The organism is Comamonas suwonensis, assembly GCF_012844455.2.
Taxonomy (GTDB): domain Bacteria; phylum Pseudomonadota; class Gammaproteobacteria; order Burkholderiales; family Burkholderiaceae_C; genus Comamonas; species Comamonas suwonensis.
In genome coordinates, this window is sequence record NZ_JABBCQ020000014.1 from 74010 (window position 1) to 88262 (window position 14253).

The 14253-nt window shown below is 58.8% G+C and carries 11 protein-coding genes; 6 read left to right on the forward strand and 5 right to left on the reverse strand.

What is annotated here, in order from left to right; all coding sequences use genetic code 11:
• Nucleotides 1-233 precede the first annotated feature (233 nt).
• From HF327_RS15795 to HF327_RS15805, 3 genes are all read right to left on the reverse strand, one after another.
• Entirely contained in the window at nucleotides 234-653 is a 420-nt protein-coding gene (locus HF327_RS15795; protein WP_099738565.1) for a gamma-butyrobetaine hydroxylase-like domain-containing protein, read from the reverse strand.
• 87 nt (nucleotides 654-740) lie between these two features.
• Nucleotides 741-1181: an HIT family protein gene (locus HF327_RS15800; RefSeq protein WP_198461157.1), complete on the reverse strand. Its 441-nt coding sequence runs from the start codon at nucleotides 1179-1181 to the stop codon at nucleotides 741-743.
• 7 nt (nucleotides 1182-1188) lie between these two features.
• A complete protein-coding gene (locus HF327_RS15805) occupies nucleotides 1189-5106 on the reverse strand; it encodes a DUF3683 domain-containing protein (protein ID WP_198461158.1) in 3918 nt (1305 codons plus the stop codon).
• A 540-nt stretch (nucleotides 5107-5646) separates the two neighbouring features.
• On the opposite strand from HF327_RS15805, the gene ugpB reads away from it, so the two are divergent.
• The 6 genes from ugpB (at nucleotide 5647) to ugpQ (ending at nucleotide 11069) form a co-directional block, all read left to right on the forward strand.
• Nucleotides 5647-6960 carry a sn-glycerol-3-phosphate ABC transporter substrate-binding protein UgpB gene (gene ugpB / locus HF327_RS15810; RefSeq protein ID WP_099738570.1) on the forward strand — a complete coding sequence of 438 codons (1314 nt, stop codon included), beginning with the start codon at nucleotides 5647-5649 and terminating at the stop codon, nucleotides 6958-6960.
• A gap of 120 nt (nucleotides 6961-7080) precedes the next feature.
• Nucleotides 7081-7962 carry a sn-glycerol-3-phosphate ABC transporter permease UgpA gene (gene ugpA / locus HF327_RS15815; protein WP_198461159.1) on the forward strand — a complete coding sequence of 294 codons (882 nt, stop codon included), beginning with the start codon at nucleotides 7081-7083 and terminating at the stop codon, nucleotides 7960-7962.
• A gap of 2 nt (nucleotides 7963-7964) precedes the next feature.
• Nucleotides 7965-8813 (forward strand): sn-glycerol-3-phosphate ABC transporter permease UgpE, encoded by an 849-nt coding sequence (ugpE, locus tag HF327_RS15820; protein ID WP_198461160.1) that lies wholly within the window; start codon nucleotides 7965-7967, stop codon nucleotides 8811-8813.
• Nucleotides 8814-8878: 65 nt separating this feature from the next.
• Nucleotides 8879-9886, forward strand: a complete 1008-nt coding sequence (locus HF327_RS15825; protein ID WP_198461161.1) for a sn-glycerol-3-phosphate import ATP-binding protein UgpC — start codon at nucleotides 8879-8881, stop codon at nucleotides 9884-9886.
• 65 nt (nucleotides 9887-9951) lie between these two features.
• Entirely contained in the window at nucleotides 9952-10299 is a 348-nt protein-coding gene (locus tag HF327_RS15830) for a bleomycin resistance protein (protein WP_198461162.1), read from the forward strand.
• A complete protein-coding gene (ugpQ, locus tag HF327_RS15835) occupies nucleotides 10296-11069 on the forward strand; it encodes a glycerophosphodiester phosphodiesterase (protein ID WP_198461163.1) in 774 nt (257 codons plus the stop codon). Before HF327_RS15830 ends, ugpQ begins: the two co-directional genes overlap by 4 nt.
• Nucleotides 11070-11352: 283 nt before the next feature.
• Here the strand turns inward: ugpQ and HF327_RS15840 are convergent, their stop codons facing one another.
• Both HF327_RS15840 and HF327_RS15845 read right to left on the reverse strand, forming a co-directional pair.
• A complete protein-coding gene (locus HF327_RS15840) occupies nucleotides 11353-12336 on the reverse strand; it encodes a Bug family tripartite tricarboxylate transporter substrate binding protein (RefSeq protein ID WP_198461165.1) in 984 nt (327 codons plus the stop codon).
• Nucleotides 12337-12506: 170 nt separating this feature from the next.
• A complete protein-coding gene (locus HF327_RS15845) occupies nucleotides 12507-14135 on the reverse strand; it encodes an SEL1-like repeat protein (protein ID WP_198461167.1) in 1629 nt (542 codons plus the stop codon).
• Between the last annotated feature and the right edge of the window lie 118 nt (nucleotides 14136-14253).

Here is a 14253-nt window from a genome sequence, read left to right on the forward strand (position 1 = left end):
GCTAAGCAAGCAGTGCTTGTGCGTACAGCGACAACCCCGTATGACTACAGGCTTTGAAGCACTATGGTTTTTAGAAGAAATTGGCTTAAAGCGCTTATTTCACCTGCGCTACAAGCTATCGGAAATATAGCATCAGCATCAATAACCCTGCGCTTGGCGCATGGCCTGTGTGGTGCCAGAGGGACGTTCGCCCAGGCTTTCAGCCAGCAGACAAGCCCCCTCGAAGTCAAATCTCAATGCACGCTGCAACCATGACCGCCAGCGCCCTTTTCGGGCATCAGCGTGTCGCGGTTCAGGCCTGCATCTTCAAGACGCTGCAGATACTGCTTCCACAGCTCATCTTGCTGACTACCCAGCTGGTAGAGATATTCCCAGGTGTAGAGACCGCTTTCGTGCCCGTCGCTGAAGAACGGCTTGATCGCATAGTTGCCGACCGGCTCAATGGTGTTGATCCCCACATCGCGCTTGCCAGTCTGCAGGACCTCCTGGCCCGGGCCATGTCCCTGCACTTCGGCCGATGGCGAATAGACACGCATCAGCTCAAAGGGGATGCGAAAGGTTTTGCCATCCGTGTAAGACACCTCCAGCACGCGCGAAGCGCCATGCACGGTCAGTGCCTGAGGGGTGGGAGTGTTGGCTTGCAATCCGGCCATGATTCTCTCCTGTTCAATGCATAAAAGGGCAGCCAGGAGCTGCCCTTTGTCTCTCTGTACTCAATCTCCAGAACGGAGATACAAACATCAGGCCGCCCAGAGGGTCAGCGCCTTTTGCAGTGCAGCGTCTACCGCTGGCAGTTGCTGGGCAACCGTAGCTTCACGCGCTTCATCGCGCACGCGCAGGGCGGGCACCCAGACCGATGCGGGGAAGTGACTGTCCCAGTCATAACGCGCAATCACATGCCAGTGCAGATGAGCCACCATATTACCCAGTGCCGCCAGGTTGATCTTGGTTGGCGAGAGCTGCTCGCGCAGCACACGCTCCACCAGGGCCACGGCATCCATGCACAAGGCACGGTCTGTCGCGCTCAAGTCCGAAAACTCGGCCGCATGATCCGTCCAAACTACGCGATAGAAGGCTGGAAAGCCCTCTTCCGCAGCACGAATCACCCGCAGCTTGTCACCACGCCAGATCAGCGCACCACCGTCGGTAGTGCACAAAGGGCAGTTATCTTGATGCGTCATATCTACCTCAGACCAGGACGCGTTCGATACCACCCGCGTTGGCACGTTTGACGTACTCGGGCATCCAGTTCTCACCCAGAATGTCACGAGCCATCTCGACCACGATGTAGTCGGCTTCCAGCAGACCATTGTTCATGTCATTGCCGTAACGCGACAGACCTTGCAGACAGCTGGGGCAGCTGGTCAAGATCTTGACGTTTTCCTTGGGTGCCAGAGCACCGCTGTCGCGCAGCACGGCTTCGCTCTTGCGCAACTCTTCGGTCTTGCGGAAGCGAATCTGCGTCGAGATATCAGGACGCGTCACGCCCAGCGTGCCGGACTCACCACAGCAACGCTCGCTCTTGGTGACCTGGTCACCCATCAAGGCCTTGACGGTCTTCATAGGGTCTTGCTGCTTCATGGGCGTGTGGCAAGGGTCGTGGTACAGGTACGTTCCCTTGTTCTGCAGCGTGATGCCTTTTTCCAGCAGATATTCGTGGATGTCGATGATGCGGCAGCCGGGGAAAATCTTGTCGAACTGGTAGCCCTGCAACTGGTCATAACAGGTACCGCAGCTCACCACCACGGTCTTAATGTCCAGATAATTGAGCGTGGTGGCCACACGGTGGAAGAGCACGCGGTTGTCCGTGATCATCTTCTCGGCCTTGTCGAACTGGCCCGATCCGCGCTGGGGATAGCCGCAGCACAGGTAGCCGGGCGGCAGCACGGTCTGCACACCGGCATGCCACAGCATGGCCTGCGTGGCCAAGCCGACCTGGCTAAACAGACGCTCCGAACCGCAGCCGGGGAAGTAGAACACCGCCTCGGTATCCGACTTGGTGGCCTGCGGATCCCGGATGATGGGCACATAATCCTTGTCTTCAATATCCAGCAAGGCGCGTGCCGTCTTGGTGGGCAGACCACCGGGCAGCTTCTTGTTGATGAAGTGAATCACCTGCTCCTTGATAGGAGCCGTGCCCACCGATGCCGGCGGGTGCGCCGTCTGCTTCTTGGCAAAGCTTTGCAGCACATCGGCAGCCAGACGCTGGGCCTTGAAACCCACACCAACCATGGCCGAGCGCATGAACTTGATGGTGTCAGGGTTCGTGGCGTTCAGCATGGTCATGGCCAGCTTGTTGCCCGGGCGGAAGCTCTTTTTGTCCATCTTGCGCAGCAGATTGCGCATATTCATGGTCACGTCGCCAAAGTCGATCTTGACCGGGCAAGGATTCAGACACTTGTGGCAGACCGTGCAGTGGTCTGCCACATCTTCAAATTCCTGCCAGTGTTTGAGCGACACACCACGGCGTGTCTGCTCTTCATAGAGGAAAGCCTCCACCAACAGCGAAGTCGCCAGAATCTTGTTGCGGGGCGAGTACAGCAGGTTGGCACGCGGCACGTGCGTCGCACACACCGGCTTGCACTTGCCGCAGCGCAGGCAGTCTTTGACAGAGTTGGCAATCGCGCCAATATCCGACTGCTGCATGATGATGGACTCATAGCCCATCAGGCCGAAAGACGGCGTGTAGGCGTTGGTCAGGTCAGCAAACATCAGCGATTCACGGGGCGAGCGGCCATCGTGACTCTGGTGCGCCGACGCATCCCACTCTTCGTTGCGAATCAGCTTGCCCTTGTTGAAGCGGCCTTCAGGGTCCACGCGCTTCTTGTAGGCGGCAAACGGTGCCAGCTCCTCATCACTGAGGAATTCCAGTTTGGTAATGCCAATGCCATGCTCACCCGAGATCACGCCATCCAGACTGCGCGCCAGATCCATGATGCGGGCCACGGCACCGTGCGCGGTCTGCAGCATTTCATAGTCGTCAGAGTTGACCGGCAGATTGGTGTGCACATTGCCGTCACCGGCATGCATGTGCAGCGCCACCCAGACACGGCCCTTGAGCACCTTCTGGTGAATCTCGTTGACGGATTCACGCAGCGGCTGGAAGGCCGCACCTGCAAAAATCTTGGACAGCGGCTCTTTGAGCTGCGTCTTCCAGCTGGCGCGCAGTGTGTGATCTTGCAACTGGGGGAACAGCGTGGCCACGCCATCCAGCCAGCCTTGCCACAGGCCGCGCACGTCGCCAACCAGCCCCAACGCCTGCTGCACGCGATCCTCCAGCAGCTCTGCGCTGGGAATCTCGCCGGCATCGTCGCTCTTGCCCAGAGGCAGATCAGAATTTTTGAAGAATTGACTCAGTTCATCGCACAGCTTGAGCTTGTTGCGCAGGCTCAATTCAATGTTGATGCGCTCAATGCCATCGGTGTACTCGGCCATGCGAGGCAGAGGAATCACCACGTCTTCATTGATCTTGAAGGCATTGGTATGGCGCGAGATAGCGGCTGTGCGCTTGCGGTCCAGCCAGAACTTCTTGCGGGCCTCAGCGCTGATGGCAATAAAGCCCTCGCCGTTGCGCGAATTGGCAATACGCACCACTTCGCTGGTCACGCGGGCGACTTCATCGGCGTTGTCACCGGCGATATCGCCCAGCAACACCATCTTGGGCAGGCCGCCATTGCCCTTTTTGGACTTGGTGGCGTAACCCACGGCCTTGAGGTAGCGGTCGTCCAGATGCTCCAGACCCGCCAGCAGCACGCCCGAGCGCTTTTGCTCGGCGAACATATAGTCCTTGATCTCGACGATCGAAGGCACTGCATCCTTGGCGTTACCAAAGAACTCCATGCACACCGTGCGGGTGTGGGCCGGCATGCGGTGCACCACCCAGCGGGCGCTGGTGATCAGGCCGTCCGTGCCCTCTTTCTGAATACCCGGCAGGCCCGAGAGGAACTTGTCGGTCACGTCTTTGCCCAGACCTTCCTTGCGGAAAGTCTTACCAGGAATGTCCAGACGCTCGCTACGAATATGGGTCTTTCCGTCGGCCTCGAAGTACTTCAGCTCGAAGCAGGCCATCTCGGCATCATGAATCTTGCCCAGGTTGTGATCCAGACGCGTGACTTCCAGCCACTGCGCATCAGGCGTCACCATGCGCCAGGACACGAGATTGTCCAGAGCCGTGCCCCAGAGCACCGCCTTCTTGCCGCCGGCATTCATGGCCACGTTGCCACCGATGCAAGATGCTTCGATGGAGGTGGGGTCCACCGCGAACACAAAGCCGCCGCGCTCGGCCGCATCCGCCACGCGCTGTGTTACCACACCGGCTTCGGAATAAATAGTGGGCACTTCATGATCCACACCGGGGATCATGCGCATCTCGACTTCAGTCAGCGCTTCCAGCTTTTCGGTGTTGATCACCACCGAGCGCCATGTCAAAGGAATAGCGCCACCCGTATATCCGGTGCCGCCTCCACGCGGAATGATGGTCAGACCCAGCTCGATACAGCCCTTGACCAGTCCGGCCATTTCGGCTTCGGTGTCAGGAGTCAGAACGACGAACGGATACTCCACACGCCAGTCCGTCGCGTCGGTCACGTGGGCCACACGCGAGAGTCCGTCGAACTTGATGTTGTCCTTGGCCGTGTAGGGGCGCAGCGTCTTCTGCACGCGGCGTCGCAGTTGCTCGGCTTCTACAAAAGTGGCATTGAATTCATGCACGGCACGGTGAGCAGCATCTACCAATTGCCCCACCAGCTGATCACGCACCGAGTCTTCATGAGGCTCGCGGCGCTTGTCGATCTCGGAGAGTCGATGCGCCAGCGCCTCGACCAGCGATTTGCGGCGATCAGGGCTGTGAATCAGATCGTCCTGCAGATAAGGGTTGCGCTGCACGACCCAGATATCACCCAGCACCTCGTAAAGCATGCGGGCAGATCGGCCAGTGCGGCGTTCCTGACGCAGCTGGTTGAGCACATCCCACATGGATGAGCCCAGCAGACGAATCACGATCTCACGGTCAGAGAACGATGTGTAGTTATAGGGAATCTCGCGCAGTCGTGCGGGTTCAGCAGCCTGCGCCTGCAAGGCGGCAGCCAACGCAATCGGTACATTCATGGGTAGACCGTGTTGGGCGCCCGGTGGCGCCCCGAAGCCAGTGGGACGCTGATTTTAAGCGACCCGCGCTCATTCATGCTTTGCTATGGGTTCTGAGTCACCAGCCCAGCTATCGCAAAAGCAGCAAAGACGCCTGCTGCCAAACTGAATCAGCCCATGCAAAAACAGCATGAAGCTCACCCAAAGTGAGCCATCGCACGACCGTATTCAATCACCTGTGGGCAAAAACCAGATTCCTACTCTGGAGACGGCAGATTCCTCAAATATCTCGCCTATGCGATTTCCATAAAAACCATACATTTACGAATCAAAAACAACGCAATACGAAAGACTACCAACAACAAACGAAATGACCTTGACCTAGAATGGCGCAGCTTCGCGCACCATTACTTGTCGCACATTCGTCATAAGACGAGCCGTGACTGCGGGTTCTGCCCATGGTGGAGTGCCTAGCCCATGCAAACAATGACATCCATATGTCATACGAATGACTTAGTGTGTATCAGCACATATTTCGTCAACGATCGTTAGAGGAGCCTCATGCAATTCAAACAACTAGCCATGGCTGCAGCTGTCGCTGCAACCGCCTTCTCGGCACAAGCCACCACCGATATTCAATGGTGGCACTCCATGACTGCCGTGAACAACGAATGGGTCAATGACCTCGCCAAGCAGTTCAACGAAAGCCAGAAGGACTACCGCATCGTCCCCACCTTCAAGGGTGTGTATGACGAATCCATGACAGCCGCCATTGCAGCCTTCCGCTCGGGCAATGCGCCTGACATTCTGCAAGTGTTTGAAGTGGGCACCGCCACCATGATGGCTTCCAAGGGCGCCACTGTGCCCGTGGGCAAGGTAATGGCCGATGCCGGCGTGTCATTTGACCCCAAGGCCTACATTCCTGCCGTGGCCGGTTACTACACTGCCCCTAACGGTCAGATGCTGAGCTTTCCCTTCAATAGCTCGACCACCATCTTCTATTACAACAAGGACGCCTTCAAGAAGGCCGGCCTGAACCCTGACGTGGCCCCCAAGACTTGGCCCGAAGTATTTGACGCTGCCAAGAAGCTCAAGGCCAGCGGCCACAGCTGCCCCATGACACTGGCATGGCAGGGCTGGACTCAGCTGGAGTCCTTCTCTACATGGCACAACGTCGAGTTCGCTACGGAACAAAACGGCCTCAGCGCCAACGGCTACAAGGCCCGCATGAAGGTGAACTCGCCCTTGCACGTCAAGCACATCGACAACCTGGCAGCCGCTGCCAAGGCTGGCGAGTTTGTCTACAAGGGCCGCGCGTCCACCGCTCAGGCTTCGTTCACTGCGGGTGAATGCGCCATGATCCAGACTTCGTCCGGTTTCTACGGCGACGTGGCCAAGAACGCCAAGTTCAACTACGCACTAGCTCCCCTGCCCTACTACGCCGATGTGAAGGGCGCGCCCCAGAACACCGTGATCGGTGGCGCATCGCTGTGGGTAATGGCTGGCAAGTCGGCTGAGCGCTACAAGGGCGTGGCCAAGTTCTTCGAATTCCTGTCGCAGACCAAGGTGCAGGCCGCTTCCCACCAGCGCACAGGCTACCTGCCCGTGACCATGGCAGCCTACGAGCTGACCGACAAGTCCGGCTTTTACGCCAAGCACCCCGGCACTGATACTGCGGTGACGCAGATGATCCGCAAGGTCACCAACAACTCACGCGGTATCCGTCTGGGTAACTATGTGCAGATCCGCACCATCGAGGACGAAGAACTCGAACAAGTGTGGGCTGGCAAGAAGACTGGCCAGCAAGCGCTGGACTCTATCGTGAGCCGCGGCAATGAGCTGCTGGCACGTTTCGAAAAGTCGTACAAGAAGTAAACCCTCCGGCACCCGCAAGGTTGCTGACAGGCCTGCTGTGCCTTCAAACAAGGCACAGCACCCTTAAATGCCCCGTTGACTGAACCCAGGCTCCGGCGGTTTTTTTATTTGTGACTCCTCATGGAAAAACGCGTACTTTTCCGATCCAGATGGCTTCCCTGGGCGCTGATTGCGCCTCAGCTGCTCATCATCGTTATCTTCTTTTTCTGGCCCGCTGGTCAGGCTGTGCTTCAGTCATTCCAGATGGAAGACGCGTTCGGCATGAGCACCGAATGGGTTGGTCTGGACAACTTCCGTCAGTTGTTCAGTGACCCCACCTACCTGAATTCCTTCAAGCGCACCGCCCTGTTCTCCGTACTGGTGGCTGGTGTCGGCATTGCAGCGTCCCTGGGTCTGGCCATTTTCGCCGACCGTATTGTGCGCTTTGCCATGCTCTACAAAACGCTGTTGATCGTGCCTTACGCCGTGGCACCCGTGATTGCAGGCGTGCTGTGGGTCTTCATGTTCTCGCCATCCATTGGCGTGATCACGCATTACCTTGGCAAGCTGGGCTACGAGTGGAACCACCTGATGAACGAGAACCAGGCCATGGCTCTGATCGTCATCACCTCGGTGTGGAAACAGATTTCCTATAACTTCCTGTTCTTCCTTGCGGGCCTGCAATCCATCCCCAAGGCTCTGATCGAAGCCGCGTCGATTGATGGTGCCGGCCCATGGCGCCGTTTCTGGAACATCCAGCTGCCGCTGCTGTCGCCCACCACCTTCTTCCTGCTGGTGATCAACATCGTCTACGCCTTCTTTGATACCTTCGGCATCATCGATGCAGCCACCCAAGGCGGCCCCGGCCAGTCGACATCGATTCTGGTCTACAAGGTTTATCAAGACGGCTTCAAGGCGCTGGACCTGGGCGGCTCGGCTGCACAGTCCGTGATCCTGATGTTGATCGTTGTCGTGCTGACCGTGATCCAGTTCCGCTATGTTGAAAAGAAAGTGCAGTACTGATCATGGTTGATCGCAATCCCTGGCTCACCTTCATCTCCCATGCCGTACTGATCCTCGGCGTGGCCATTGTTGCCTTCCCGCTGTATCTGGCCTTTATCGCCTCGACGCACACGGCCGATGTCATCGTGCAGTCCCCCATGCCGCTGCTGCCCGGCGCCCATATGTGGGAAAACTACAAGGAAGCGCTTCTCGGCTCCGGCAAGCTCGGCTCCAACACCAACGTCGTCCAAATGATGTGGGTCAGCTTCTGCGTGGCCATGATCATCACCGTGGGCAAGATCGCCATTTCGCTGCTGTCGGCCTTTGCCATCGTCTACTTCCGCTTTCCCTTCAAGATGCTGTGCTTCTGGGCCATCTTCTTGACACTGATGCTGCCCGTAGAAGTGCGCATTCTGCCGACCTACAAGGTCGTGGCGGAACTGGGCATGCTCAACAGCTACGCGGGTCTGACCCTGCCGCTGATCGCCTCGGCCACCGCCACTTTCCTGTTCCGCCAGTTCTTCCTGAGCGTGCCGGATGAACTGGTCGAAGCTGCCCGCATTGATGGCGCCAGCGCCATGCGCTTTTTCAAGGACATTCTGGTGCCCTTGTCCAAGACCTCCATCGCAGCCCTGTTCGTGATTCAGTTCATCTACGGCTGGAACCAGTACCTGTGGCCTCTGCTCATGACCACCTCGGAAGACATGTACCCCGTGGTCATCGGCATCAAGCGCATGCTGGCCGGTGGCGAAGCCTCTGTGGACTGGAACATTGTGATGGCGACCGCCATTCTGGCCATGCTGCCCCCTACGGCCGTGGTGATGCTGATGCAAAAGTGGTTTGTCAAAGGCCTGGTGGATACCGAGAAGTAATCCTCTCCACCACTGCCCCAACCACCTTCTTTTGACCCATTGAACGAATACCTGGAATACCTCTCATGGCATCCATCTCTCTGAAGAACATCGTCAAGCGCTACGGCACTGGCAAGGCCGCCGTGCCCGTCATTCACGGCGTGAGTGCCGAAATCAAGGACGGCGAATTCGTCGTACTGGTCGGCCCCTCGGGCTGCGGCAAGTCCACCCTGCTGCGCATGATTGCCGGCTTGGAAGAAATCACCGGCGGCGACCTGATGATTGGCGACAAGGTCGTCAACAACCTGGAACCCGCCAAGCGCGACATCGCCATGGTGTTCCAGAACTACGCGCTGTATCCCCACATGAGCAACTACGAGAACATGGCCTATGGCCTGAAGATCGCCAAGGTGCCTGAGGACGAAATCAAGCGCCGCGTGGACAAAGCGGCCAAGATTCTGGAACTGACCAACCTGCTTGACCGCAAGCCCCGCCAGCTGTCCGGCGGCCAGCGCCAGCGCGTGGCCATGGGCCGCGCCATCGTGCGCCAGCCCAAGGTCTTCCTGTTTGACGAGCCCCTGTCCAATCTGGATGCCAAGCTGCGCGGTCAGACCCGTCTGGAAATCCAGAAACTGCACGCCGAGCTGGGCATCACCAGCCTGTTCGTGACCCACGACCAGGTCGAAGCCATGACGCTGGCCCAGCGCATGATCGTCATGAACGGCGGCTATGTGGAACAGTTCGGCACCCCCGAAGAGGTTTACCACACGCCCGCCTCGGTGTTTGTGGCGGGCTTCATCGGCTCGCCTCCCATGAACCTGCTGAAGAACGCGCCCAACAGCAAGCCCGGCATGATTCTGGGCATTCGCCCCGAACACATCGACCTGGTGGAAACCGGTGGCGTGGAATTCAAAGTGCAAACCGTGGAACTGCTGGGCGCTGAACGCCTGCTGTACGGCCAGGTCAATGGTGAAGATGTCACCGTGCGCATTGAAGAAGGCAAGCCCTTCCCCAAGCCCGGCGAAACCACCCAGATCGCTGCGCGCGATGACCGCCTGCACTGGTTCAACGCAGAAACCGGTAAACGCGCATAACCCCCTTAAGGGCCGACGTCTCAGGCGATCGGCCCTTTTGCTTGCAGCACAGTACATTGAGGCTCATGCCTTCATTGATCCACTCCACGGTTCCAGTCCTTCCCTCTCTGAATCTTGCAGAGAGCGAAGCGTTTTACGTCCAGCGACTGGGCTTTGCCGTGCTGCTGCGCATGGACGAGTACCTGATCGTGGCGCGCGAGGGGTGTGAGCTGCACTTCTGGCCCTGCAACAACCCGGAGCTGCCCCGCAACAGCTCCTGCTATGTACGCGCGGACACCCGCGCACTGCATACCGAATTCACCCAGAACGGCTTGCCCTTGTCCCCGCCCCAAGCACGCGAGTGGGGCATGCGCGAGCTGTATGTGATTGACCCACACGGCAACCTGCTGAAATTTGGAGAACCTGTCGAATGACCTCCCTGGCAAATTGGCCTTATCCCCGATGGGTCGCCCATCGTGGAGCCGGCAAGCTGGCACCAGAAAATACCATGAGCGCCTTTCGCCTGGGCGCGCAGCACGGCTATCGCTTCTTTGAATGCGATGCCAAGCTCAGCCAAGATGGCGTGCTGTTCTTGATGCACGACGCCACGCTGGATCGCACCACCAACGGGCACGGCATTGGCGGCGAGCTGACCATGGGCGAAATTGCCCAGCTCGACGCTGGCAGCTGGCACTCCCGCGCATTCGCGGGTGAAAACCTGCCCACGCTGGAAGCCCTGGCCCGCTGGTGCCTGGCCAACCAGTTGCACCTGAATGTAGAAATCAAGCCTACGCCCGGCCAGGAGCTGAAAACGGGCCGCGCCTGCGGTGAGCTGATGAACCGCATCTGGCCCCAGGATGTAGTGCAGCCACTGTTCACCTCGTTCAAAACACAATCGCTCAAAGGCGCACAGGAAGTGGCACCCCATATTCCACGCGGCCTGCTGGTAGACCAATTTGCCGACGGCACGGGCGATGCCGACCTGCAGATTGCCAAAGGCCTGGACTGCAGCGCCATGGTGCTGAACCACGCACTGTGGAACCCCGCACTGGTCGCCAAGGTGCATGGCGCAGGCCTGCGCTGCAGCAGCTACACAGTGAACGACGAATGGGCGGCTCAGCGCCTGATCGACCTGGGCACGGACGGCATCATCACCGACCGCGTGGACTTATTCAGCCCCGCACAGACCGGAGCGCACATCTAAATCAATAGCTGCTAGCGCTTGAAATTAATCGATTTCAAACTGTTAATAACCTGAAGCCCTTTGAAATCAAACGCAAGCAGCTTCTGTACTGATAGCAAGTAAAAAGCCCGTCCACTGCAAAGTGACCGGGCTTTTTACATAGGAAGCGTACTCAAAAACGGGCGCAACCCATAGACCTGTGACACCAAGGAAGCGCCGCCGCGCACCGAAGGTGTCGCCCCCCCTCCCATAGCGCGAAGCGCGTAGAAAGAGAGGGGGAAGGCGCAAAGCGCCTCAGGGAGTGTTAGTCCAACTTCGTTCCAGAAGCCTTCACCGCAGCCGCCCAACGAGGTGTTTCGCTGGCCAGGAACTTGGCAAAAGCTTCCGAACCCATGAAGGCCGGGTCAGCCCCTTGCTCCACCATGCGGCTCTTTACCTCGGGCAAGCTCATGACTTGCTGGAAGGCATTGCTCAGCTTGGCCGTCACTTCCTTGGACAGGCCGGCAGGTGCCAGGAAGCCGTAGAAGCCCACTACTTCAAAGCCTTTGAGACCGGACTCGATAGCGGTCGGCACTTCCGGCAGAGCAGGGTTGCGTTCCTTGCTGGTCACCGCCAGTGCGCGGACCTTGCCTTGCTTGTGATACGCGGCGGCCTGAGGAATGCTCTCCGCCATGAACTGCACCTGCCCACCAATCAGGTCGGTAAACGCAGGGGCGCTGCCCTTGTAGGGGATGTGCACCAAGTCCGCTCCGGTCGCATTCTTGTACATCTCAGGCACCAGATGGCTGATACCGCCGTTACCGGCCGAGCCGAAGTTGACGCGGCCGGGGTTGGCCTTGGCATAGGCCGTGAATTCGCCCAACGTCTTGGCAGGCACCTTGTTATTCACCAGCAGCGCCAGCGGCTGCATGGCGGTCCGGGCGATGGGTGTGAAGTCTTTGAGCGTGTTGTAAGGCAGCTTGCTGTAGAGCGCAGGGTTAATCACCATCACGCCGGTATTGGCCAGCATCAGCGTGTAGCCATCCGCAGGCGAACGCATGACATCCTGTGCGCCTACAGAACCACCTGCACCGGGCTTGTAGTCCACCACCAGTGGCTGGCCCAGCACGCTTTGCAGCTTGTCCGTCAGCAGTCTGGCGTGCTGATCCAGCGGCCCACCTGCGGGGAAGCCCAGCACGATGCGAATGGGCTTGGTGGGGAAGGCATCGTTGGCATGCACGCCCACAGACATCAGCAAACCGGCACCAGCCATCAGGCTGGCCAGAACGGTACGGACGGATTTATTCATTATTTGTCTTCCTTTGGTTTTTAAAACGACTTCTCCGGCGCGAACTGTAGCGGCATTTGGATGCGAAAGACACCCTCATTCGGAGCAGAAGACATGAAAAAACGCTTCTCGAAAGAAGCGTTCTGGAGTCAAGACAAACTGGCTAAGCAGCCACTCTCAGAGCAACCCAATCAGTGCTTGGGTTGCCAGGCCAGCGCCTTGTTCTGTGCCTCCGCCACTTGGGCAATCGTCAGCTTGTTGGCTGACTCATCACGGCGCTTGGCTGCATCGCCGCCCAGCTCCATCGCGGCCAGGTTGTACCAGAAGTAGGCCTTGCCATGGTCACGCGGCACGCCCTGACCCTGCGCATACACCATGCCCAGGTTGTACTGGGCAGCGGCATCGCCCTGCTCTGCAGCACGCTGGTACCACTGCACGGCCTTGCCGTAATCGCGGGCTGTGCCCTGACCTTCCGCGTACATCACACCCAGACGGTTTTGCGCGCCAGAGTGGCCTTGCTCAGCCGCTGCGGTGTACCACTTCAAAGCCATGGCGGGGCTGGCTGCGCCGCCTTGGCCGTCTGCATGCAGACGCGCCAGATTGAACTGGGCCGATGCATCACCCTTGTCGGCTGCGCGGCGGAACCACTGCATGGCGTTGGCATAGCTTTGCGGCACACCACGGCCTTCGGCGTACAGCGTACCCACGTTGTTGATGGCTGCGGCATGGCCTTGCTCGGCAGCCTTCTGGTACCAGACCAGCGCGGTGCCGTAGTTCTGGGGCGTCCCCAGACCTTCGGCATACACGGTACCCAGGTTGTACTGCGCGTCGGCATGGTTCTGGTCCGCAGCGCGCTGGAACCATTGGGCGGCATAGGCCGGGCTTTGCTCCACACCCAGACCGTAGAGGTACAGACGGCCCAGATTGTTCTGACCATCAGCATTCCACTGCTCAGCACTCTTCTGGAACCAGGAGGCAGCCAGCTTGTAATCCCGCTGCACGCCCACGCCATCCATGTACATGCGGCCCAGGCTGTTTTGCGCACGGGCATCGCCTTGCTCGGCAGCTCGTTGCAGCCACTGAGCGGCCTGCACCGGATCCAGCTTCACGCCCACACCGTCAGACAGCATGGAGCCCAGCTGGTTCTGCGCCTCGGCGTGACCTTGATCTGCTGCTTTTTTGAACCATTCGGCAGCCGTCATGTAATTCACAGCCACGCCATTGCCCTTGAGGAAGCGCTGACCCAGTTCAAACTGAGCCGTCACATGGCCTTGAGCGGCAGACTTTTCCAGCCACTGCGCCGCAGTGCTGAAGCTCTGGGGCACGCCCAGACCATCTTGATAAAGGTGCGACAGGTTGTACTGCGCGACCGCATTGCCCTGCTGGGCTGCGCGGCCGTACCACTGTGCGGCCTCGCGGTAATTTTGTGGCACGCCCTGCCCATTGGCATATAGGGCACCCAGACTGTTTTGCGCGCCGGCATGGTTTTGGGCCGCAGCCTTGCGGAACCACTGCGCAGCCATGACAGCGTTCTGCGGCACACCCTGGCCGTGGACATACATCTCACCTAGCTGGTTCTGCGCCTTGGCATCACCCCGCTCTGCCGCTTGCAGCGGGCCGGCTGTAGACGAAACACGCGAGCCCGCAATCGGCAGCGGGCCATATTGCAGGCGGCTGAACTCAAACTGCGGGCCAGACGTGGCGGCTCGGGAATCGCGCAGAAAATTCATGCGACCTTCCGCACCGGTTTGCGCTGATGCGCTCTGGGCAAAGACAGCCAGACTCGACATGACCAGCGCTGCGATGGGAGAGAACTTCATTCCGGTACGATTCCTAGATGCGTGTTGTTACATCAGATATACGATGACACTAACCAGCGAGCGTAACTGATTCTGATAGCAGCTTTGCTAAGGAATTCCTGAATCGCAGCATCCTCGC